The organism is Roseovarius mucosus DSM 17069, assembly GCF_000768555.3.
Classification (GTDB): domain Bacteria; phylum Pseudomonadota; class Alphaproteobacteria; order Rhodobacterales; family Rhodobacteraceae; genus Roseovarius; species Roseovarius mucosus.
This window is the reverse complement of sequence record NZ_KN293991.1, coordinates 157,541-179,368: the sequence shown is the minus strand read 5'-3', so window position 1 is coordinate 179,368 and position 21,828 is coordinate 157,541. Positions and strand designations below refer to the sequence as shown.

The following is a 21,828-nucleotide window of genomic DNA, read 5'->3' as shown; positions in this document are numbered from 1 at the left end:
AGAATGGCAGAGCCGAAAGAAGACAGCTTTCTCGATGATATCGAAGAGGCCGCCGCGCAAGAGCGCGAGCGCATGGATGACGATATGAGCGATGACGCAGTAGAGCTTGATGCGCTGCGCGCCGAGCGGGACGCGCTGCGTGACAAGTTCATGCGTGCGCTGGCCGATGCGGAGAATGCGCGCAAGCGGTCCGAAAAGGATCGGCGCGAGGCCGAGAATTACGGCGGGTCCAAGCTGGCACGCGATATGTTGCCAGTGCATGACAACCTCAAGCGAGCGCTGGAAACGGTCAACGAAGAGCAGCGCGCCGGGTCTGCCGCGCTCTTTGAGGGCATCGAGCTGACCCTGCGCGAGCTGCTCAATGTCTTTGCCAAACACGGCATCACCGTGATTGATCCGCAGGTCGGCGACCGATTCGATCCGCAGCATCACGAGGCGATGTTTGAGGCGCCGCTGCCTGGCACCAAAGCGGGTGACATCATTCAGGTGTCCACCCAAGGGTTCATGCTCCATGATCGCATCCTGCGCCCCGCGCAGGTCGGCGTGTCATCGAATCGCGGCTAATGAGCGCAAAGGCGGGGTTTACCCCGCCTTGTCGGCCCGTGCCTCGGCGATAGCCTTGAGTTCATAGATCAGATCCAGCGCCTCGCGCGGCGTGAGCGCGTCGGGCAAGATGGCGGCAAGCCGCGTTTCTACTGCCGACTCGCAGGGTGGCTTTGGTGATGGCGCCGGAGCCACGGCGGCGAAGAGCGGCAGCTCGTCGATCAGCGCCTTTTGCGATCTGTGTCCCTCTCGGTCGCCCTTTTCCAGCGCATCAAGCACGACACGTGCCCGCGCCACGACAGAGGCTGGCAGCCCCGCCAGTTTCGCCACCTGCACGCCGTAACTGCGATCCGCCACGCCACGGCGCACTTCGTGCAGGAAAATGACGTCGCCGTCGTGTTCCTTGACGCGCACGGTGGCATTGTCGACCCGGGCAAGTTTGTCACTGAGTTGGGTCAATTCGTGGTAATGCGTGGCAAAGAGCGCGCGGCAGCCGTTCACCTCATGCAGATGTTCGAGCGTGGCCCAGGCGATGCTGAGCCCGTCCCAAGTGGCCGTTCCGCGCCCGATTTCATCGAGAATCACCAGCGCCTGATTGTCCGCCTGATTGAGAATCGCGGCGGTTTCGACCATTTCGACCATGAAGGTCGAGCGCCCGCGCGCCAGATCGTCCGAGGCCCCGACGCGACTGAAGAGTTGGCTGACAATTCCGATATGGGCGGATTTTGCAGGCACATAGCTGCCGATTTGCGCCAATAGGGCAATGAGCGCATTCTGGCGCAGAAAGGTGGATTTACCTGCCATGTTCGGGCCGGTCAGCAACCAGATGTCACTGCTCTCGCCCAGATCGCAATCATTGGCGATGAAGGGGTCGCCGCCTTGGGCGCGCAGCGCGCGTTCCACCACCGGATGCCGCCCGCCCTCGATCCGGAGTGCGCGGCTCTGGTCCACCACGGGGCGGCACCAGTTCTCGGCGCGGGACAGGTCCGCCAGAGCGGCGGTCAGATCCAGCTCTGCCAGCGCGAGGGCGCATTGGGAAATTTTGGCCGCGTGGTCGAGAATTGCAGTTTTCAGGCTGTCATAGAGACGTTTTTCAATCTCGAGCGCACGACCGCCTGCGTTGAGAATCCGGGTTTCCATCTCGCTCAGGGGCACGGTGGTAAAGCGCAGTTGATTGGCGGTGGTCTGACGGTGTTTGAACGTCTCGTTCAGTGGGGCGCCCAGCATCCGGTCGGCATGGGTGCTGGTCACTTCGATGAAATAGCCCAGGACGTTGTTATGTTTGATCTTGAGCGAGGAAATCCCGGTTTGGGTGATGTAATCGCCCTGCATCCGGGCGATCACGCCGCGCCCTTCGTCGCGCAATTGGCGCGCTTCGTCGAGGTCGCTGTCATAGCCGGGTGCCACAAAGCCGCCATCGCGCACCAGAAGCGGTGGTTCGGCCACAAGCGCCTGATCGAGCAGATCAAGCAGCGCGTCATGCCCGGTCAGACCCGAGGCGGCCTCTTGCAAAAGAGGCGGCAGATCAGAGCCGTCAAGGCGCGCGGCAATCTCCGTCGCCTGTGCCAGACCGTTGCGCACCGCCGCCAAATCACGCGGACCGCCGCGATCCAACCCGAGGCGCGACAGGGCGCGGTCCAGATCGGGCACCTTGCGCAAAGCCTCTCGAAGATCGGTGCAAATGCGGCTCTGTTCCAGCGCGAACTGCACCGCGTCAAGGCGCGCCTGCACGGTGTCGAGCACGCGGCTTGGGCTGGAGATGCGCCGCTCCAGAAGCCGTCCACCTCCGGCTGTCACTGTCCGGTCGATCGCGGCCAGCAGTGATCCGGCGCGCGTGCCAGCCAGGCTGTGGGTCAGTTCGAGATTGCGCCGGGTGGCGGCGTCGATCTGCATCACCCGCGCCTCGTTTTCGCGGGTTGGCGGCCGCAACAGAGGCAATTTGCCCTTCTGCGTGATGTCGAGCCAATCGACGATGGCGCCCATCGCGGCAATCTCGGGACGGGTGAAGGCCCCATACGCGTCAAGTGTATCCACGCCATAGAGCTGGCAGAGCCGCCGCTCGCCGGCTGTGCTGTCAAAGGCGGCTTGTCCCAAACTGGTGAGAGAGGCCCCGGATTCAGAGACTATTTCGCTTAAACCGGCAATGTCCGCCTCGGCCAGCAGCACCTCGCGCGGGGCGAGCCGGGCCAGTTCGGGGCCAAGGCGGGCAGGGGTCAAGGGCATGACATGAAAAGTGCCGGTGGAAATATCGACCCAGGCCAGTGCGCCCGCGCCCCGGATATTTGCGAAACTGACAAGGTAATTGTGGCGGCGGGCCTCAAGCAGGCTTTCTTCGGTCAGGGTTCCCGGGGTGACAAGGCGCACCACCTCGCGCCGGACCACCGACTTGGCACCGCGCTTCTTCGCCTCTGCGGGATCCTCCATCTGTTCGCAGACGGCGACGCGAAATCCCTTGCGAATGAGGGTCAAGAGATAGCCTTCGGCGGCATGGACAGGCACGCCGCACATGGGAATATCCTGATCAAGATGCTTGCCGCGTTTGGTGAGCGCAATATCCAGCGCCTCGGCCGCGGCGGCGGCATCGTCAAAGAACAGCTCGTAGAAATCGCCCATGCGGTAGAAGAGCAGCGCTTGTGGGTACTGCGCCTTGATCTCCAGATATTGCGCCATCATCGGCGTGACGGTTGATCCCGTTGTGTTCACCTGTGCCCCCTGTTCCTCGGGCGACCTTACAAATCCATGGTGCGGGACGAAAGACCAAAGCGTGATTGCGGGCAGGCGCGTCGGTGTTATCGTTGGATAAGAAAACTGAGTATTTGGGCCAAAAAGAAGCGAGTGGGATGATTTTCAATCTCGGATCGATCAATGCCGATCATGTCTACCGCGTTGTGCATCTGCCGCGTGCGGGCGAAACTGTTGCGGTGCAGGGTTACGCGCGGGCGCTGGGCGGAAAGGGCGCCAACCAGTCGATTGCGGCGGCGCGGGCCGGGGCCGAGGTGGTGCATATCGGCGCAGTGGGCGCAGATGGGGATTGGATGGTGGCGGACCTGGCCGAGGCGGGCGTGGATGTGCGGCATGTGCGTCGCGAGTGCGTCGCGTCGGGGCATGCGGTAGTCACGGTTGAGCAGAGCGGCGAGAATGCGATCTTGGTCCACGGCGGCGCCAATCGGGCGCTGCGGCTTGAGGATGTTGAGGCCGCGCTGGCAGAGGCGGGGCCGGGTGATTGGCTCTTGATGCAGAACGAGACGAATTTGCTGCCCGAGGCCGCGCGGCTGGCCGGGGCCAAGGGGCTACGCATCGCGTATTCCGCCGCACCGTTTGATGCGGCTGCGGTGCGGGCGGTGCTGCCTCATATCACACTTTTGATGTTGAATGAGGGGGAGGCGGCGCAGATGGGGCGGGATATGGGCGTGGTCCAGGTCCCGATTCTCTGCGTCACACGGGGCGCGGGCGGTGTGAGCTGGATCGAGGCGGGTTTGGGAAAAACAGTGACTATTCCTGCCCCAGAGGTGGTTGCAGTGGATACGACCGGCGCGGGCGACACCTTTGCCGGGTATTTGGTGGCCGGGCTGGCGGCGGGGGTCGCGCCAGAGCGCGCCTTGCACCACGCGCTTGGTGCCGCCGCGATTGCGGTCACGCGCCCCGGGGCATCGGGAGCGATTCCCACGGCGGCGGAGGTTGCGGCGTTTATGGCTCAGGAGTGACCGGCGAAGGGCGCATCCTTGCCCCAAAGCTCTTTGACACGCGCATCACGCCCGCAGGCGTCGCGGTAGAGTTTGTAAGCGCTGGCCTTGGTTCGGGGGCCAAAGCGGGTAAGGACAATCTCGCTGCTCTTGTAATAATCCTGATGATAGGCGTCGGCGGGGTAAAAGCGCTGGGCGTTGATCACAGGCGTTACGATGTCTTGGTTCAAGGCCGCCTGTGCCTTGGCGATTGCGCTCTCGGCAATACGCTTTTCCGCAGGATCAGAGACGAAAATGGCGGTGCGATAGCTGTCACCGCGATCGCAGAACTGGCCGCCCGCGTCGGTCGGATCAACCGAGCGGAGAAAAAGGTGAAGGAGTTGCGCGCGGGTGATCTGGGTGGGGTCAAAGGTGATTTGCACCGCCTCGTAATGCCCGGTGCCGCCAGCCGAGACCTGTTTGTAACTGGGGTTTTCGACGCTGCCGCCGGTAAAGCCTGATTCGGCCGCGATCACGCCGCGAACCTGCTCGAAATCCGATTCGACGCACCAGAAACAGCCACCTGCGACGACCAGCGTTTCGGTATCCGCTGCGTGGGCGCGGGTGCCGTGTACGCAGAGGCCGACGACGATCAGCCCTGCGAGCAATGCCGCCTTGAGTTCGCGAAGATGTGTGATCATGGCTTTGCCCTCCTGATTGTTCCCATCATGCTGCAAATGCAGCCTGGACCCAATCCACGACGCCGTGATGTCACAGGGTATTGAGCAATGTTTCGCCGTCTGTGCGTTAATCCGGCAAAAGATGGCTCAGCTCGGTGCCAGATGCAGCGCCAGCTCGCGTGCGGGGCAGATGCCCTTGAGCCCGCCGGGCACGTCGAGATCGGCCAGTTGGGTGATCCGGTAATGGGATGCGTAATGGCTATTTACTTCTGCCGCCGTCACGGAGAAGGGCGGGCCGGCCATGATCGCGGGGTCATATTCGAAGGTCACGAGCAATTGCGGCGCGGTCGCGGTCAGCGTCACAAGATGCGCGGTGTAACGCGCGCGCATATCGGCAGGCAGGGCCACAAGCGCGGCGCGGTCATAGATCGCGTCCACCGGCCCGAGCAGATCAGGGGTGAGCGCGAATATATCGCCTGCAAACACTGTTACGCCGGGGGCAGCATAGGCGCGCAGCGTGCCGTGGTCGGTGATCTCTGGCGTGACGCCCAATTCCTCGAAGAGCTGGCGCACGGCAATGTCGCTGAGTTCCGCGCCCGCGACGCGATACCCTTGGGCGAGGAGCCAGGCGATGTCGCGGGTCTTGCCACAGAGGGGCAGAAAGATCCGGGTGCCGGGATCGAGACCCAGCGCGCCGATATGGGCCGAGAGCATGCGGTTGACCGCACCCTCGTGAAAGCCGATTTGCATGTTCTCCCAACGGGTATGCCAGAAATCGGCTTCCATGCCGGTTAGCCCTTGAGTCGGCGGTCGCGCGCCGCCAGCAGTTTGAGGCGCAGCGCATTGAGCTGGATAAAGCCTGCGGCGTCCTTTTGATCATAGGCGCCGGCGTCATCCTCGAAGGTGACGTGGGCCTCGGAATAGAGGCTGTGATCCGACCAGCGGCCAACGCAGGACACCGAACCTTTGTAGAGCTTGAGGCGGACGGTGCCGGTCACGTGTTCCTGGCTTTTGTCGATGGCGGCCTGAAGCATGTAGCGTTCGGGGCTGAACCAGAAGCCGTTGTAGATCAGTTCCGCATAGCGCGGCATCAGCGAATCCTTGAGGTGGCCCGCGCCGCTATCAAGCGTGATCTGTTCGATGCCGCGATGCGCCTCGAGCAGGATGGTGCCGCCCGGGGTTTCGTAGATGCCGCGCGATTTCATCCCGACAAAGCGGTTTTCCACGAAATCAAGCCGCCCGATGCCGTGTTTGCGGCCATATTCGTTGAGGTCGGTCAGGATCGTGGCGGGGCTGAGGGCGGTGCCGTTGATGGCCACGGCATCGCCTCGCTCGAAGGAGACTTCGATGAATTCGGGCGTGTCGGGCGCATCCTCGGGGCTGACGGTGCGCTGATAGACGTAATCGGGGGCCATTACGGCGGGGTCCTCGAGCACGCGACCCTCGGAAGAGGTGTGCAGCAGGTTGGCATCCACCGAAAAGGGGGCCTCGCCACGCTTGTTCTTGGCGATCGGAATCTGGTTCTTTTCGGCAAAGTCGATGAGCCGCGTCCGGCTGGTCAGATCCCACAGACGCCAGGGCGCGATCACCTTGATGTCCGGGTTGAGCGCGTAGGCGGCGAGTTCGAACCGCACCTGATCGTTGCCCTTGCCGGTGGCGCCATGGGCCACGGCATCAGCACCGGTCATCGCGGCAATCTCGACCAGGCGTTTGGAGATCAACGGGCGGGCGATGGAGGTGCCCAAGAGATAGAGCCCTTCGTAGAGCGCATTGGCGCGGAACATCGGAAAGACGAAATCGCGCACGAATTCCTCGCGGACATCTTCGATAAAGATGTTCTCGGGCTTGATCCCCAGCATCTCGGCCTTTTGGCGCGCGGGATCGAGTTCTTCGCCCTGACCGAGATCAGCGGTGAATGTCACCACCTCGCAGCCATATTCGGTCTGGAGCCATTTCAGGATGATCGAGGTATCGAGGCCCCCGGAATAGGCCAGAACAACTTTCTTGGGCGCGGACATGTCATTCCCCTTGCGTCAAATCTGGCTGGCGGAGTAGCGGCTTTTGCGGTGATGGGCAAGTGGACGCGGTTGACTGCGCCTCTGGTTGTGCTAGCGACGGCGGGCAATTGTCAAAAGGTGCGATTATGGTGGCGTGGCGTATTTTCATCCATTCGGTTCAGATGATTTTCAACAACCTGCCGCAGGTGGTGCGCATTGTCTTGGTGCCGATGGGGATCGGGATTGCGGCGATCGCCCTGTTTGCGGTTCTGGGTGTCTCGATGGACGGGACGGATTCCGAAGGTGCGACGGGCGGACAGATCGCGGGGATGATCCTGGTGGCGCTTGTGCTGATCGGTCTGGCGCTCTGGGTCATTGTGGCGTGGCACCGTTTTATCCTGCTCGCGGAATATCCCCAAGGTTGGGTGCCGGTGCTGCAAACGGATCGCATGCTGTCTTATATCGGGCATTCTTTCTGGCTTGGCCTTGTGATGACGGGCCTGATGTTGCCCCTCTTTCTGGTGGTTGGGGTTGTTGGCGGGCTGGCCCCCCTGATTGTCACGATTGTGAGTGTCGCGGTGATCGTGGCGGCCAATGTGGTGTTCTTTCGGCTCGCGACGATGCTGCCTGCGGCGGCAATTGGGCAGCCGCTTACGTTGAAAGAGGCGTGGACCGCGACCGAAGGCAGCAGCGTCACGATCCTGATCCTTGTTGTCATTCTGGGCGTGGCGCAATTCGCGTTGCAGCTTTTGCTGGGGCTGCTGCTCTTGGCGCCGGTGATCGGGATCGTGTTGATGGTGCTGGGCACAGTTGTCTCGGGTCTGGTCAATATCAGCATTCTGACCACGCTTTACGGCTATTATATGGAGAAGCGCGCGCTCTGAGCCTTGTCAGGGGGGCACGATTGCGGCACTGAGGCGGGCATGACCGAGTTTCAGGAAAATGCCCGCGCCGCAGAGGCCGCGATGCGCTCCGTGTTCGAGCCGACACCGCTCCAACGCAATGATCACCTGTCCGAGCGCTATGGCGCTGAAATCCTGCTCAAGCGCGAGGATCTGAGCCCGGTGCGCTCCTACAAGCTGCGGGGCGCGTTCAATGCGATGCGCAAGGTGCTGGCGGCGCGGCCGGACACGGCGACCTTTGTCTGTGCGAGTGCGGGCAATCACGCGCAGGGTGTGGCCTATATGTGCCGGCATTTTGGGGTCAAGGGCGTGATTTTCATGCCGGTGACGACGCCCCAGCAAAAGATCGGCAAAACCGAGAAGTTTGGCGGCGATGCGGTGGCGATCCGGCTGACGGGCGATTATTTCGATGACACGCTGGCGGCGGCGCAGGCCTATTGCGCGCAGGTGGGCGGGCATTTCCTGTCGCCGTTTGACGACGAGGATGTGATCGAGGGACAGGCCAGCGTTGCGGTTGAAATCGAGGCGCAACTGGGCGGGATGCCCGATCACCTCATCTTGCCGGTGGGTGGTGGCGGGCTCTCGGCGGGGGTGCGCAGCTATGTGGGCGCGCGGGCCGCGCTGACGCTGGTCGAGCCGGCGGGGGGCGCCTGTCTTGGTGCGGCGCTGGCGGCGGGGGAACCTGTGCGTTTGCGGCATGTGAACACCTTTGCCGATGGTGCGGCCGTGGCGCAGATCGGGGCGCGCACATTCGCGCGGCTGGCGGATATTGACCCGGCCCGCGCGATGGTGATCGAAGAGGACCGGCTCTGCACCACGATGCTGGAAATGCTCAATATCGAGGGGATCGTGCTGGAACCGGCGGGGGCACTGGCGGTGGATGCGCTCAAGGATATGGCAGAGGCGATCCGGGGCAAGACGGTGGTTTGTGTCACCTCGGGTGGCAATTTCGATTTCGAGCGCCTGCCCGAGGTCAAGGAGCGGGCGCAGCGGTTTTCCGGCGTGAAGAAGTATTTCATCCTGCGGATGCCGCAGCGGCCCGGGGCGCTGCGCGAGTTTCTGGAGATATTGGGACCAGAGGACGATATTGCGCGGTTTGAATATCTCAAGAAATCTGCGCGCAACTTTGGCTCTGTGCTGATCGGGATCGAGACGACGCGGCCCGAGAATTTTGCCCCGATCCTGACGCGTTTGGATGCGGCCGGATTCGAGTATCGCGACATCACGCGGGATGAGGTGCTGGCCGAATTCCTGATCTGAGGGTCAGGCGGCGATGACCTGTGCCAGACCGGCGATGAATTCGGATTTCGAGCGCGTATAGCAATCGAGCACGGCGCCGAGGTCGATCCCGTCGTGCTGACCGGCGGCGGCGGCGCGTTCGCCCTGATGACAGAGATCGGCAAAGGCGGCAAATCCGAGATTGAGCGCGCTGCCCTTGAGGAAATGCAACAGCGCCTCGAGATCCGTGCCGGCATCCGGCAGGCGCAATTTCCCGATTTCGGTATCCACCTCGTCCAGGAAAAGCTCGACCACCTCGCCAAAGGCGTCAGCCCCGATTTCATCGCGCAGGTCCTGCACGCGACCCCAGTCGATCATAATCTACCCTCCGATACCTGCTGTCAGACTGGACGCAAAGCGCTGATAAAGGGTTAAGTCGGATCAGAAATCCGTGCGAATTTTACCATTCACCTCCTGTTAAACCCTGTGCGCCTAGGAAGGGCGGAGACAGTGTAAAAGGTGGCCCGGGTGCGATCACGAGCGGAAGAGGTGGCAGGGACGGATGCGGGCGGCGGGGTGATCCAGCGCGTTCTGGTGGTGGATGACAGCCGATTGCAGCGGCGCATCCTGACGGCATCCTTGCAGCGCTGGGGGTTCGACGTGCAAGAGGCCGAATCGGGCGAGGATGCCTTGCGTCTCTGCCGGGATCACCCGCCCGATCTGGTGATGAGCGATTGGATGATGCCGGGGCTGAGCGGGTTGGAATTCTGTCGCCGATTCAGAGAGATGCCGCACGAGAGCTATGGCTATTTCATCCTCCTGACCTCGAAAAGCGACAAGGATGAGGTGGCGCTGGGCCTTGATGCCGGGGCGGATGATTTCCTGACCAAGCCGGTCAATGCCGCCGAGTTGCGGGCGCGGATTTCGGCGGGGGCACGCATCCTGCGGATGCAGCGCGAGCTGACCGAGAAGAACCGGCTGATCAAATCGACGCTGGACGAGTTGCAAACGCTCTATGATTCGCTCGACAGCGATCTGATCGAGGCGAAGAAGCTGCAACAATCGCTGGTGAGCGAGCGCTATCGCGATTTCGGTGCGGCGGAGGTGTCGTTGATACTGCAATCGGCGGGGCATGTGGGCGGCGATCTGGTGGGGATGTTCCCGATCGGGGCCACGCGCATCGGCCTTTATGGCATCGACGTGTCGGGACATGGGATCAGTTCGGCGCTGATGACGGCGCGACTGGCGGGGTATCTGTCGGCCTCTGTGCCCGAGCAGAACCTGGCCCTGCGCAAGACGCGCGATGGCCGGTTTGTGGCGCGCCCGCCGGCTCAGGCGATTGCGATGCTGAATCGGTTGATCATGTCAGAGATGGAGACCGAGCATTACTTCACACTTGTTCTGGCCGATGTCGATCTGGAGAGCGGGAGGGTGATCCTCTCTCAGGCGGGGCATCCGCATCCGGCATTGCAGCGGGCCGATGGCACGGTGGAATTCATCGGTGCAGGCGGCTTGCCGGTGGGGTTGATCGACGGGGCCGAGTTTGAGCAATTCGAGGTGCGGATGGGGCCGGGCGACCGGCTCTTGATCCATTCTGACGGGGTCATCGAATGTGCGGGCAAGTCCGGCGCACTGCTGCAAGAGGAGGGGCTGGCCGCGATCCTGCGCGAGTTGCGGCAGACGCGCGGCATGGCGCTGCTCGAATCGCTGGTGTGGAAATTGTCGGAATTTGCCGGGGATGCCGAATTCAACGATGATATTTCAGGGGTATTGCTGGAATTCAAAGGCAGCGGATTTCCCGGCTGACGAAATGCCGGTCGCCGGAATTGCCAAGCTCCTGTGCGGCCTGGTCCGGTGCGATCCAGACCGCGCGGTGCCCCGGCTCGCTGGGTGGGCCCAGTCGTCGCACGGGATGGGCGCGGTAGATAATGCAGAGCTTTTCTGCCCAGAATCCATATTCCGGCATATAGGTGAAGCGGCGAAATGCGCCCAGCCGCCGAGGCCGGGCGATGAGCCAGCCGGTTTCCTCGAACACCTCGCGATAGAGCGCCTGTACGGGCGATTCGCCGGGATCAATGCCGCCGCCGGGCAATTGCAGCTCTGGCAGCGGGTCCGCCTGATGAGTCACGAGCAGCCGGCCGCGATGTGGCAGGATGGCATAGGCACCGGGGCGCAGGCGATAGGCCACATCGGGCCGGGGGCTGTCTCCGAATCGTCTGATCATCTGACACCTCTCTTGGGGTTGGCTTGTCCTGACGGTACAGGCGCGATATGCCAAGTCGAGACCCAAAGGAAAGCCCATGACACTTGGACAGAAAATCGCCTGGGATGATACGATCCTGCCCTTTCAGCTAGACCGCGCCGATATTCGCGGGCGGGTGGTGCGGCTTGACGGGGTGCTGGACGGGATTCTGAAACAGCATGATTATCCGCCGCAGGTCGAGGCGTTGATCGCGGAAATGGCTCTTCTGACCGCGTTGATCGGGCAGACGATCAAGCTGCGGTGGAAACTGTCATTGCAGGTGCAGACACGCGGTGCGGTGCGGATGATCGCCACGGATTACTATGGCCCGAGCGAGCCGGGAGAGCCTGCGCGGATGCGCGCCTATGCCAGTTTCGACGCAGAACGCTTGAGCCACGCGCGTCCCTTCGATCAGTTGGGCGAAGGGTATTTCGCGGTGATGCTGGATCAGGGGCAGGGCACGACGCCCTATCAGGGGATCACGCCCATCGCCGGAGAGGCGCTGCGCCACTGTGCCGAGGCGTATTTTGCCCAATCCGAGCAATTGCCGACGCGCTTTGCGCTGAGTTTCGGGAAATGGACCGAGGCGGGCGGCGTCGAACACTGGCGCGCGGGTGGTGTCATGTTGCAGCATATGCCCAAGGCGTCGCCCTTTGCCAATGACGGCGGATCGGGCGATGGTGGGCTCTTGCAGGCCGAGGATATTCTGGACGGCGACGATGCCGAGAATTGGAATCGTGCCAATGTCCTGCTCGATACGGTTGAGGATCTGGAGCTGATCGGGCCGTCGGTGGCTCCGACGGATTTGCTGGTGCGGCTGTTTCACGAAGAAGGGCCGCGCGTTTTCGATATGCAGGCGGTTCGGTTTGGCTGCACCTGTTCGGAGGAGCGCGTGCGCAGCAGCCTGTCGATCTATTCCGCGCGCGATATTGCGACCATGACGACGCAAGAGGGCCTTGTGACCGCCGATTGCCAGTTTTGCGGGGCACATTACCGGTTGGATCCGGCGACAGTCGGGTTTGAGGCCAAGGATGACGAGGCCGGGGGCGGTGACTGATCCGCTCGATCGGGTGCTGGCTGCGCTGCGGGCCGCGCGGGCGCCCTCGTCGGATTATGATCTCAATCCCGGTGTCGTCTTGCCCGAGGGGCGCAAGCTGCGGGCGGCGGCGGTGCTGATACCGGTGCGCGAGGGGCGCGTGATCCTGACCAAGCGGTCCTCGAAACTGCGGCATCATCCCGGGCAAATCGCCTTTCCGGGGGGCAAACAGGATGCGGGTGATCCCGATATTACCGCCACGGCGCTGCGCGAAGCGGAGGAGGAAATCGGGATCGACCGGCGCAACGTTGAGGTGTTGGGGTTTCTGCCCCGGCATGAGACTGTGACCGGCTTTGACGTGACGCCGGTTCTGGCGCGGTTGCATGGGCCGTTTCAGCCCCGTGCCGAGCAGGGCGAGGTCGATGAGGTCTTTGACGTGCCGCTGGCGCATGTGCTCGAGTTGGGCCGGTATAGGGTCGAGAAACGCCGCTGGCGTGGGGATTGGCGGCGCTATTATGCGGTGCCCTATGGCCCCTATTACATCTGGGGGGCAACGGCGCGAATCTTGCGCAATCTTGCGGATCTGGCGGGGCCGGAATGAAGGTTTCGGGCGCTTGGATCGAGGCCAAGGCGACGCAGGCGGTCTGTGCGATGCTGACCGGTGCGGGGTATCAGGCGCTGTTTGTCGGTGGCTGCGTGCGCAACGCGCTCTTGGGGGCGCCGGTGGGGGATATCGACATTGCCACTGATGCGCGGCCAGAAATGGTGGTGGAACTGGCCGAGGGGGCTGGGCTGAAGCCGGTGCCGACGGGGATCGAGCATGGCACGATTACGGTGGTTTCGGGTCACATTGGCCATGAGGTCACGACCTTTCGCAAGGATGTGCAGAGCTTTGGCCGGCATGCGGTGGTGGCCTTTGCCGACGATCTGCACACGGATGCCCGGCGGCGGGATTTTACCATGAACGCGCTTTATGCGCGGCCCGATGGCGATGTGGTCGATCCTTTGGGCGGGTTGGAGGATCTACGGGCGCGGCGGGTCCGGTTCATCGAGGATGCGGATCAGCGAATTCGCGAGGATTACCTGCGAATCCTGCGGTTTTTCCGATTTCACGCCTGGTATGGCGACCCCGAGGGGGGGGCTTGATGCCGAGGGGCTGGCGGCCTGTGCTGGCAATGTCGAGGGCTTGGCGCGCCTCTCGCGTGAACGCGTGGGGGCGGAGATGCGCAAGCTCTTGGGCGCGCCCGATCCGGCCCCTTCGGTGGCGGCGATGCAGGTGGCGGGGGTGTTACACGGGGTTTTGCCGGGGAGCGATGCGCGGGCCTTGGCCCTGTTGGTGTATCTGGAATCAGAGACAAACGCAGCCCCGGATGCGATTCTGCGGCTCGCCGCGCTGGGTGGCGAAGCGGTGGCAGAGCGGTTGCGCCTGTCGCGGGCCGAGGCGCGGCGGCTGGACCTCTTGCGCAGGGCGGCGGCGGAAACGACGCAGGCGGCGGAATTGGGGTATCGCCACGGCGTCGAAGAGGGGCGCGCGATCCTGTTGCTGCGTGCGGCGCTCTTGGAGATGCCCTGGAGTGCGCGCCTTGCCGAGGATCTGGACCAAGGGGCCAAGGCACGATTTCCGGTGACGGCGGCGGACCTGATGCCAGAGTACTCCGGCCCCGCGCTGGGCGAGCGGTTGCAGGCGTTGGAGCGGCGCTGGATCGAGTCGAATTTTACGCTGACGCGCGATGATCTGCTCTGAGCGGGCTTTCACCGCAGGGCGACGCAGGCTAAAGGCGCAGGCATGAGCGAACATGACATCATACGATTGGGGCATCAGGGCGACGGCATTGCCGAAGGGCCGGTTTATGCGCCCCTGACCCTGCCCGGCGAGCGGGTATCGGGCACGCTGAACGGTCAGACCCTGACCGACGTGCGCATCATCACGCCGTCCTCGGATCGGGTGAGTGCGCCCTGTCGGCATTTTCGGTCCTGCGGCGGCTGTCAGGTGCAACATGCGTCGGACGGGTTTGTCGCGGTCTGGAAAGTGGAGGTGGTGCGCGCGGCGCTGGCGGCACATGGCATCGCCGCTGAGTTCCTGCCAATCCATGTGTCGCCGCCGCAATCCCGGCGGCGGGCGGTCTTTGCCGCCAAACGCACGAAAAAGGGCGCGATGGCCGGGTTTCATGCGCGCGGCAGCGACGTGATCATCGAGGTGCCGGACTGTCATTTGCTGCATCCCGAGGTGTTGCGCGGGTTGAGCGTGGCCTGCGATCTGGCCGCGACGGGCACAAGCCGCAAGGCGGCGCTGGCGGTCAGCGTCACGCGGTCCCTTGTCGGGCTGGATGTGGCGGTGGCCGAGGGCAAACCGCTGGATGGGCCGCTGCGGATTGCACTGGCGGCGCTGGCCGAGCGGCATGATCTGGCGCGGCTGGCCTGGGGCGATGAGGTGGTGGTGACGCGGCGCGCGCCGGTGCAGGCCTTTGGTGCAGCGCGGGTGGTGCCGCCGCCGGGCGCGTTTCTGCAAGCGACACCAGAGGGCGAAGCGGCACTTTTGGCTGAAACAGAGACTATTCTTGCCGGGGCGCGGCGGATCGTCGATCTATTTTCCGGATGCGGCACCTTTGCCTTGCCTTTGGCGCAGCGGGCGCAGGTACATGCGGTCGAGGGCGAGGCCGCGATGCTGGCAGCGCTGGATGCCGGGCGGCGTGGGGTGGCGGGGCTGCATCCGCTGAGCACCGAGGTGCGGGATCTCTTTCGCCGCCCACTCTTGCCGGATGAGTTGGCGCGCTTCGATGCGGCGGTGATTGATCCGCCGCGTGCCGGGGCAGAGGCGCAGATTGCCGAGATTGCCCGCGCCAGCCTGCCGCGTCTGGCCTATGTGTCCTGCAATCCGGTGACATTTGCCCGCGATGCCAAGGTGTTGATCGGCGCGGGCTATGCGATGGGGCCGGTGCGGGTGGTCGATCAATTCCGCTGGTCGGCGCATGTGGAATTGGTGGCCGGTTTCACCCTGAACAAGGTGTGATCCTGACAAATCCCTCTACCACCATACCCCTGATTTGAGGTATGAAACGCGCGAGCAGCAAGTGGAAGACAACAATGATCTCCAACCGACGTTTCGTAATGCTGGCGGGGCTGAGTGCCCTTGTCGCATGTAGCAGGCAGGACTCCAAATTCCGGACATATCGTGGCCCCGAGGTGACGCGCATCATCGTGAACAAGGGCGAGCGCGAGATGTTCCTCTTGCACCATGATCGCCCGCTCAAGCGGTATCGGGTCGATCTTGGCTTTGCGCCGCAGGGCCACAAGCAGTTCGAGGGCGATGGGCGCACGCCGGAGGGCGAGTATCATATCGACCGGCGCAATCCCAACAGCGCGTTTCACCTGTCCTTGGGCATTTCGTATCCGAATGAGGCTGATATTGCCTATGCCAAGGCGCATGGCAAATCACCTGGCGGCGATATTTTCATTCATGGAGAGCCCAATGCGCTGGCCATGTTCAGCCCCGATTGGACGGCTGGCTGTATCTCGGTCAAGAATCGCGAGATGGAGGATGTCTATGCCATGGTCCGCGACGGGACGCCGATCACGCTTAATGCGTGATCACCCCCCAAGGATCATCGTCCACCAGATCTTGCCGCCGGGCTCCTGAAGCCAGGAAAAGCCCATCTTGCGCGCGTCGGGGTCGAGAATCACGCGGCGCGTGCCCTCTTCCTCCATCCAGGCGGCGAGGGTCTGAAGCTCTGTCTCATAGGTTTCCGAAATGGTTTCGCCCACGAGATGGCCGGAATAGCCGACGCGGCGCACCCGGTCGAGCGGCGAAGAGCCGTCTGAGCCAAAGTGCCAAGGGCGGTTTTGCACCGACATATCGCGGGAATGGGTGGCGGCGGCGGCCGTCAGGGCCGAATCAAGCGTAAGCGGCGCCTGACCGGCGGCCTGACGCAGGGAATTGACCGAATCGAGCATGCGGAACTGGATTTCCGAGGTCTCGCCAGCCTTGATTCGGTAGACGCGCGGCAGCGGTTTACCATCCGAGCCCAGTTGCGGCGGGGGCGGTGCGGCGCAGGCGGACAAAGCCAAAAGAGCCGAAACCAGCAGGATATAAAGACGCGCCATGATGCAGAACCACCCGAATATTGTTTCGATGTCTGCTTTAGCCCGGCTTGCGTTGCGATTCAAACCCACATGCGCAGAACCTTGCGCGCTGTGACTTTCTTGATTTGTGGCCGCAGGCTTGGCATCCTATAGGTCAAGGATCATCGGCTTGTCTGACTGGAGTTCTTCACCATGACCCATGACTCTCGGATTTCCTGGAACCGGCGCATGTTCTTGACTGGCGCTGCGGCGTTGATGGGGGCACCGGCGCTGGCGCAGAGCGTGGATGGCGCTGGTACCGTCGAGATGGAGCGCCCGCTGGAGGAAACGGTGCGGCGCAATATTTCCGGTTTCCGTATGCTGGATTGGCGCCCGTATTTCTCGAACCTGAACAACGGCGCCATTCTGGTCGATATCGATTCGCGCGCGGTGCATTTCTGGAGCGCGGACCAGTCTGTGTACAAGCTTTACCCGTCCTCTGTGCCGCTGACCGAGGATCTGACGCGGCGTGGGCGCACCGCGGTTGTGCAAAAGGTTGAGGGGCCAAGCTGGCGTCCGACGCCGTCGATGCTCAAGCGCAATCCGGAATGGCCCGCCTTTGTGCCGCCAGGGCCGGATAACCCGCTGGGCACCCATGCGCTCTATCTGAGCTGGACCTATTACCGGATTCACGGCACCCATGACACGCGCAAAATCGGGCGGCGGTCGTCGAATGGCTGTGTGGGGCTCTATAATGAGCACATCGCGGAATTGTTCTCTTTGACCAAAGTTGGCACGCAGGTGTTGCTAATTTGACGAAATATTGGCGATTTATGGAGCGAAGGACCCAAGATATAATTGCATTCGTTCCGGATTGCTGATTAGAAAATCTTACGAGGTTAAGTCTTGGGTGCTTGGCGTTGTCTTTTGCAGCGTCTTGCCAATATCTGGAGGATAATCATGAAGAAACTCGTTCTCGCTGCTGCCCTGAGCGCCGCTGCTTCGACCGCTTTCGCAGGCAACCTGTCGGAGCCCGTCATCGAGGCACCGGTTGTTGTTGAAGAAACCGCCGCAAGCTCGTCCGCCGCAGGCGTTTGGGTTCCGCTGGTTCTGCTGGCAATCGTCGCAGCTGTTATCGCTGCTGACTAAGCCCGGCAACGGCACCAAAAGAAAAGGCAGTGGGAAACCACTGCCTTTTTTTGTGTGTGCTTCGGCGTGGGTCAGTCGAGCCAACCCTTGAGGTTGTTTTCGACGATGGAGGACAGCGCCGTGATATGCGCGTCGTCGTCGTTGAGGCAGGGGATATAGGTGAAGTCTTCGCCGCCCGCTTCTTCAAAGCTCTCGCGAATTTCCTCGTTGATCTCTTCCAGCGTCTCAATGCAATCGGCGGAAAAGGCGGGGGCCATCACGGCGATACGTTTCTTGCAGTCTTCTCGGGCCAGGCGCGCGACCTCGTCCACGGTATAGGGCTTGAGCCATTCTTCGGGGCCAAAGACCGACTGGAAGGTCGTGGTGATCTCGGTATCGGCCCAGCCCAGCCGTTCCTTGAGCAGGCGGGTCGTTTTCTGGCACTGGCAGTGATAGGGATCACCCTGCATCAGATAGCGCTTCGGCATCCCGTGATAGGACACGACTAGGATTTCAGGCCGCTTTTCGACCTTCGCATAGGCGCGCTCGACCGATTGCGCGAGCGCCTCGATATAGAGCGGGTTCTCGAAATAGGGTTCGACCACGCGCGCGATGGGCTGCCATGTCTCATCCATCAGGGCGCGAAAGAACTGGTCGTTCGCGGTGGCCGATGTGGCCCCGGCGTAATGCGGATAGAGCGGGAAGAAGAGGATGCGGGTGCAGCCCGCCTCGACCATTTGGCGCACCTTGGATTTGGTCGAAGGATTGCCGTAGCGCATGCAGAAATCGACCATGACCTGATCGCCATAGCGTTCCTGCATCGCGGCGGCCATTTTGGTGGTCTGGTCTCGGGTGATGGTCATCAGGGGGCTTTCGCCCTTTTCCTCGTTCCAGATGGATTTATAGGCGTGCCCGCTGGTAAAGGGCCGCTTGGTCAGGATGATGAGCTGCAAGAGCGGTTGCCATTTCCACGGGCTGTAGTCGATCACCCGGCGGTCCGACAGGAACTCGTTGAGATAGCGGCGCATCGGCCAGTAGGAGTAGTGATCCGGCGTCCCGAGATTGGCCAAGAGCACGCCGGTTTTCGCGCGCGGCACCTTGGGGTGATCGGCGGCGGCATGTTCTGGGCGGGCGGCATCATGGCTGGCATCAAGCATGGCTTGGTCATTCCTGTGAGTTCCGGGACAGGGGTGACATATAGGCTGTGCCCGAAAGGTCAATCTTTGAGCGGGTTTTCCACCGCCCCAAGCGCATCGGCGAGCCGCGCGCTGGCTGATCCGGGGCGCAGCGGCTGGGGCTGGCTGGCGTCGGGGGACCAGCCGGTGAGGAAGATCATCTCGAACGTGGCGGGGATGCGCCCGTCGTTGGTGCCAAAGGCTTGTGCATATATGTCGCAGGCGCGGCGGAGCATACGCGGCCGGGTCAGAGTGCGGGGGCGTGCCGTCATGGCGTTGGATTCGCCCATGGCGCGCAGGTCGCGCATGAGGGCCAGAGGATCGGCATAGCTGGTGCGGAGCGGCATTGTGTCGGCCACCGGCAGGGTGAGGCCCGCGCGCTGCATCAACCCACCCAGATCGCGGATCTCGGCCATGGGCAGGACACGGGGCGAGAGGCCGCCGCGCACCTCTGCCTCGGCCTGCGCCAGCGCGCTGCGCAATTCATGAAGCGTGCCGCCACCAAAGAGCACCGCCAGCAACAGGCCATCGGGGCGCAACGCACGCCGCGCCTGAATGAGCTGGCCCACGGGATCATTGGCCCAATGCAGGCAGAGCGCGTGAACGACCAGATCATGCGCGCCCGGCTCCAGCGTCAGCACCTCATCATCCGGCACGATCCGCGCCTCAGGCAAGCGGGATTGCCAGAATTGCGGAAATCCCGTCACCACGGCGGGCGCAGTAAAGGATTTGTTAACCAGGCTCAGGCGATCCTCGACCTCATCGGCGGCGATCTCGTGCAGGAAAAGGGCCGGGGCGCGCTGGGCGCGCTGGCGGTTGCGACTGAGGGCGGCGCGGTCGGTGAGGGGCGTTTGAGTCATGGGGCAAGGATAGAGTGCTGGCAGAGGCTTTTCAAACGGCGGTTCGCCTGGTCTATCCGGCGCGGTGCACGCTCTGTGGCGCGGTGGTGGATAGCGATTTTGGTCTCTGTGGCCCGTGCTGGCGCGATACGCCGTTCATTTCCGGGCTTGTTTGCGACACTTGTGGTGTGCCCCTGCCCGGTGAGGTGCATGCCGGGGTGGAACACTGCGATGACTGTCTGCGCATGGCGCGGCCCTGGGCGCAGGGGCGCGCGGCGATGCGCTATCATGAAAACGGGCGCAAACTGGTGCTTATGTTGAAACATGGCGATCGGCATGATGTGGTGCGCCCAGCCGCGAAATGGATGGCGCGGGCGGCGCAGACCCTGTTGCGGCCCGATACGCTCATTGCGCCCATTCCGCTGCATTGGGGGCGGATGCTGTCGCGGCGGTTCAATCAATCGGCACTCCTCGCGCAGGGCCTGGCGCGCGAGACGGGTTTGCCCTGGTGCCCCGACCTGCTGACACGGCCGAAACGCACTCAGAGCCTGAAGGGTCTGAGCGTCGAGGCGCGGCACGCCATGTTGACCGATGCGATTCGGGTCACGGCGCGACATTTGGGATTGATTGCGGGCCGCCCCATTCTGATCGTGGACGATGTGATGACCTCGGGGGCCACGCTCTCTGTGGCGGCGCAGGCATGTATTTCAGCGGGTAGCGGCGATGTGAGCGTTGTGACACTGGCGCGCGCCGCCAAGGATGCCTAAGTTCGCGCCAGTGCGAACCGGGGATCCCAATCATGAAGCCAGTCGAAATCTATACATCACCGCTCTGCGGATTTTGCCATTCGGCCAAACGCCTGTTGCAGAAGAAGGGCGTCAATTTTTCGGAAATCAACGTGCTGGCCCAGCCTGCGCGCAAATCCGAGATGATGAAGCGCGCCAATGGCCGCCATACCGTGCCGCAGATCTTTATCGGCACCACCCATGTCGGCGGCTGTGATGATCTCTATGCGCTGGAACAGGCGGGCAAGCTTGACGCGCTGTTGCGCGGGTGATGGCGATGCGCGCGGCCCTTTTGCAGCTGAACAGCAGCGATGATCCAGAGGCCAATCTGGCGATCACGCTGGGCATGATGGACACGGCGATTGCGCAGGGGGCAGAGTTTATCCTGACCCCGGAGGTCACGAATTGTGTTTCGGGCAGCCGCGCGCATCAGAATTCCGTGCTGCATCCCGAAGAGAGCGATCCAACACTGGCGGGCTTGCGTGCGCGTGCGGCGGAGGCGGGTGTCTGGCTCTTGATCGGGTCGCTCGCGCTGAAAACCGATGATCCGGATGGGCGCTTTGCCAATCGGTCGTTCCTGATCGGGCCGGATGGCGGCATTGTCGCGCGCTATGACAAGATCCACATGTTCGATGTGGATGTCAGCCCCGAGGAAACCTATCGCGAATCGGATGGGTTTCGTCCCGGGGATCGGGCTGTTGTCGCCGATATGCCGCCGGGCAAGCTGGGGATGACGATCTGTTATGACGTGCGTTTCCCGCATCTGCACCGCGCCTTGGCACAGGCGGGGGCCACGATCCTGACCGTGCCAGCGGCGTTTTCCTATGTCACGGGTGCTGCGCATTGGGAGGTGCTGTTGCGCGCCCGTGCGATCGAGACCGGCTGTTTCGTGCTGGCCCCGGCACAGACCGGCACCCATGCCGCGACATCGGGCCGCACCCGTCAGACCCATGGGCACAGTATTGTTGTGGCACCATGGGGAGAGGTTCTTGCCGATGGCGGTGTCGAACCGGGCATCGTGATGGTTGATCTTGACCCCGATGCGGTGGCACAAGCGCGCAGGCGCGTGCCTTCGCTGCGCCATGACCGAGCGTTTGACGGGCCCTGAATGACCGATACGACCAGCAATTCCCTTGCCGTGGCGCTCTTCAGCGAAATTCTGACGAATGAGCAGTTGATCCGCAGCCGCCTGACACGGGTTTTGCCAAAAGGTATGGAAATCTCGCATTTCTCGGTGCTGAACCATCTGGCGCGGATCGGGGACGAACGCAGCCCGGCGCAATTGGCCAAAAGCTTTCACGTCACGCGCGGCGCGATGACCAATACGCTGAGCAAGCTGGAATGGGCGGGATATGTGCATATCCGCCCCGATTGGGACGATGCGCGGCGCAAGATGGTGGCGATCAGCCCCTCGGGCCGTCAGGCGCGCGATGCCGCGATGGCGGCGATCACGCCGATGGTGTCGGACCTCATCCGCGATCTGGGCGAAGACCGCGTGCGCGCCAGCCTGCCGGTGTTGCGCGAATTGCGGGCCAAGCTGGAGCCGGGGACGTGAATTCGTC

General features: G+C 62.8%; 24 protein-coding genes and 1 pseudogene. 16 read left to right on the top strand and 9 right to left on the bottom strand.

The genetic code is table 11. The features are described 5' to 3' along the window. The first annotated feature begins 3 nt into the window (after window positions 1-3). Window positions 4-564 carry a nucleotide exchange factor GrpE gene (locus ROSMUC_RS18590; RefSeq protein ID WP_037276165.1) on the top strand — a complete coding sequence of 187 codons (561 nt, stop codon included), beginning with the start codon at window positions 4-6 and terminating at the stop codon, window positions 562-564. A gap of 18 nt (window positions 565-582) precedes the next feature. Here the strand turns inward: ROSMUC_RS18590 and mutS are convergent, their stop codons facing one another. Continuing rightward, a complete protein-coding gene (mutS, locus tag ROSMUC_RS18585; RefSeq protein WP_037276849.1) occupies window positions 583-3,216 on the bottom strand; it encodes a DNA mismatch repair protein MutS in 2,634 nt (877 codons plus the stop codon). A 167-nt stretch (window positions 3,217-3,383) separates the two neighbouring features. Between mutS and ROSMUC_RS18580 the strand changes: the two genes are divergently transcribed. Continuing rightward, a complete protein-coding gene (locus tag ROSMUC_RS18580; RefSeq protein WP_037276163.1) occupies window positions 3,384-4,247 on the top strand; it encodes a ribokinase in 864 nt (287 codons plus the stop codon). Here ROSMUC_RS18580 and msrA read toward each other — a convergent pair. The 3 genes from msrA to ROSMUC_RS18565 all read right to left on the bottom strand — a co-directional run bounded on the left by msrA (window position 4,238) and on the right by ROSMUC_RS18565 (window position 6,903). Beyond that, on the bottom strand, window positions 4,238-4,906 hold the full coding sequence (gene msrA, locus ROSMUC_RS18575) for a peptide-methionine (S)-S-oxide reductase MsrA (protein WP_037276161.1): 669 nt from the start codon (window positions 4,904-4,906) through the stop codon (window positions 4,238-4,240). The genes ROSMUC_RS18580 and msrA overlap by 10 nt on opposite strands. Before the next feature lie 126 nt (window positions 4,907-5,032). Beyond that, window positions 5,033-5,671, bottom strand: a complete 639-nt coding sequence (gene tmpT / locus ROSMUC_RS18570; protein WP_037276159.1) for a thiopurine S-methyltransferase — start codon at window positions 5,669-5,671, stop codon at window positions 5,033-5,035. Between the two features lie 5 nt (window positions 5,672-5,676). Next, window positions 5,677-6,903 carry an argininosuccinate synthase gene (locus tag ROSMUC_RS18565; protein WP_037276156.1) on the bottom strand — a complete coding sequence of 409 codons (1,227 nt, stop codon included), beginning with the start codon at window positions 6,901-6,903 and terminating at the stop codon, window positions 5,677-5,679. A gap of 125 nt (window positions 6,904-7,028) precedes the next feature. On the opposite strand from ROSMUC_RS18565, the gene ROSMUC_RS18560 reads away from it, so the two are divergent. Beyond that, a complete protein-coding gene (locus tag ROSMUC_RS18560) occupies window positions 7,029-7,766 on the top strand; it encodes a hypothetical protein (RefSeq protein WP_037276154.1) in 738 nt (245 codons plus the stop codon). 39 nt (window positions 7,767-7,805) lie between these two features. Further along, complete coding sequence (gene ilvA, locus ROSMUC_RS18555) at window positions 7,806-9,044, top strand: threonine ammonia-lyase IlvA (protein ID WP_037276152.1); 1,239 nt, start codon at window positions 7,806-7,808, stop codon at window positions 9,042-9,044. Window positions 9,045-9,047: 3 nt separating this feature from the next. Here ilvA and ROSMUC_RS18550 read toward each other — a convergent pair whose 3' ends face one another. Further along, window positions 9,048-9,380: an Hpt domain-containing protein gene (locus ROSMUC_RS18550; protein WP_037276151.1), complete on the bottom strand. Its 333-nt coding sequence runs from the start codon at window positions 9,378-9,380 to the stop codon at window positions 9,048-9,050. Between the two features lie 141 nt (window positions 9,381-9,521). Here ROSMUC_RS18550 and ROSMUC_RS18545 point away from each other — a divergent pair, with 141 nt between their 5' ends. Next, entirely contained in the window at window positions 9,522-10,808 is a 1,287-nt protein-coding gene (locus tag ROSMUC_RS18545; protein ID WP_102106028.1) for a PP2C family protein-serine/threonine phosphatase, read from the top strand. Here the strand turns inward: ROSMUC_RS18545 and ROSMUC_RS18540 are convergent. Continuing rightward, window positions 10,783-11,226: an NUDIX hydrolase gene (locus ROSMUC_RS18540; protein ID WP_037276148.1), complete on the bottom strand. Its 444-nt coding sequence runs from the start codon at window positions 11,224-11,226 to the stop codon at window positions 10,783-10,785. The genes ROSMUC_RS18545 and ROSMUC_RS18540 overlap by 26 nt on opposite strands. Before the next feature lie 76 nt (window positions 11,227-11,302). Here ROSMUC_RS18540 and hslO point away from each other — a divergent pair, with 76 nt between their 5' ends. From hslO to ROSMUC_RS18515, 5 genes and pseudogenes are all read left to right on the top strand, one after another. Next, complete coding sequence (gene hslO, locus ROSMUC_RS18535) at window positions 11,303-12,301, top strand: Hsp33 family molecular chaperone HslO (RefSeq protein WP_037276140.1); 999 nt, start codon at window positions 11,303-11,305, stop codon at window positions 12,299-12,301. After that, on the top strand, window positions 12,276-12,881 hold the full coding sequence (locus tag ROSMUC_RS18530) for a CoA pyrophosphatase (RefSeq protein WP_102106027.1): 606 nt from the start codon (window positions 12,276-12,278) through the stop codon (window positions 12,879-12,881). The genes hslO and ROSMUC_RS18530 overlap by 26 nt, the downstream gene beginning before the upstream one ends. Beyond that, window positions 12,878-14,024, top strand: a pseudogene (locus tag ROSMUC_RS18525) (CCA tRNA nucleotidyltransferase). Before ROSMUC_RS18530 ends, ROSMUC_RS18525 begins: the two are co-directional and overlap by 4 nt. A 42-nt stretch (window positions 14,025-14,066) precedes the next feature. Further along, the gene (locus ROSMUC_RS18520; protein WP_037276137.1) at window positions 14,067-15,290 is read left to right on the top strand and encodes a class I SAM-dependent RNA methyltransferase; all 1,224 of its coding nucleotides are present in this window, start codon (window positions 14,067-14,069) and stop codon (window positions 15,288-15,290) included. A 74-nt stretch (window positions 15,291-15,364) separates the two neighbouring features. After that, a complete protein-coding gene (locus tag ROSMUC_RS18515) occupies window positions 15,365-15,868 on the top strand; it encodes a L,D-transpeptidase family protein (RefSeq protein WP_037276136.1) in 504 nt (167 codons plus the stop codon). On the opposite strand, the gene dalA is transcribed toward ROSMUC_RS18515, so the two are convergent. Beyond that, complete coding sequence (gene dalA, locus ROSMUC_RS18510; protein ID WP_037276134.1) at window positions 15,869-16,381, bottom strand: divisome-associated lipoprotein DalA; 513 nt, start codon at window positions 16,379-16,381, stop codon at window positions 15,869-15,871. A 171-nt stretch (window positions 16,382-16,552) separates the two neighbouring features. Between dalA and ROSMUC_RS18505 the strand changes: the two genes are divergently transcribed. Beyond that, entirely contained in the window at window positions 16,553-17,155 is a 603-nt protein-coding gene (locus tag ROSMUC_RS18505) for a L,D-transpeptidase (RefSeq protein WP_037276133.1), read from the top strand. A gap of 144 nt (window positions 17,156-17,299) precedes the next feature. Further along, window positions 17,300-17,488, top strand: coding sequence for a hypothetical protein (locus ROSMUC_RS18500; protein ID WP_008282723.1), 189 nt, complete (start codon window positions 17,300-17,302; stop codon window positions 17,486-17,488). A 71-nt stretch (window positions 17,489-17,559) separates the two neighbouring features. On the opposite strand, the gene hemH is transcribed toward ROSMUC_RS18500, so the two are convergent. Together hemH and ROSMUC_RS18490 are read right to left on the bottom strand one after the other, a co-directional pair. Then, on the bottom strand, window positions 17,560-18,624 hold the full coding sequence (hemH, locus tag ROSMUC_RS18495) for a ferrochelatase (protein ID WP_037276129.1): 1,065 nt from the start codon (window positions 18,622-18,624) through the stop codon (window positions 17,560-17,562). Window positions 18,625-18,683: 59 nt separating this feature from the next. Next, window positions 18,684-19,502, bottom strand: coding sequence for a methyltransferase domain-containing protein (locus tag ROSMUC_RS18490; protein ID WP_037276125.1), 819 nt, complete (start codon window positions 19,500-19,502; stop codon window positions 18,684-18,686). Window positions 19,503-19,516: 14 nt separating this feature from the next. On the opposite strand from ROSMUC_RS18490, the gene ROSMUC_RS18485 reads away from it, so the two are divergent. From ROSMUC_RS18485 to ROSMUC_RS18470, 4 genes are read left to right on the top strand one after another with little or no spacing between them, the layout of a single operon-like run. Then, complete coding sequence (locus ROSMUC_RS18485) at window positions 19,517-20,248, top strand: ComF family protein (RefSeq protein ID WP_245875236.1); 732 nt, start codon at window positions 19,517-19,519, stop codon at window positions 20,246-20,248. Between the two features lie 32 nt (window positions 20,249-20,280). Continuing rightward, complete coding sequence (gene grxC, locus ROSMUC_RS18480; RefSeq protein ID WP_008282716.1) at window positions 20,281-20,538, top strand: glutaredoxin 3; 258 nt, start codon at window positions 20,281-20,283, stop codon at window positions 20,536-20,538. Between the two features lie 5 nt (window positions 20,539-20,543). After that, window positions 20,544-21,374, top strand: coding sequence for a carbon-nitrogen hydrolase family protein (locus tag ROSMUC_RS18475; RefSeq protein WP_037276846.1), 831 nt, complete (start codon window positions 20,544-20,546; stop codon window positions 21,372-21,374). Next, entirely contained in the window at window positions 21,375-21,821 is a 447-nt protein-coding gene (locus ROSMUC_RS18470; RefSeq protein ID WP_037276123.1) for a MarR family winged helix-turn-helix transcriptional regulator, read from the top strand. Window positions 21,822-21,828: the final 7 nt, after the last annotated feature.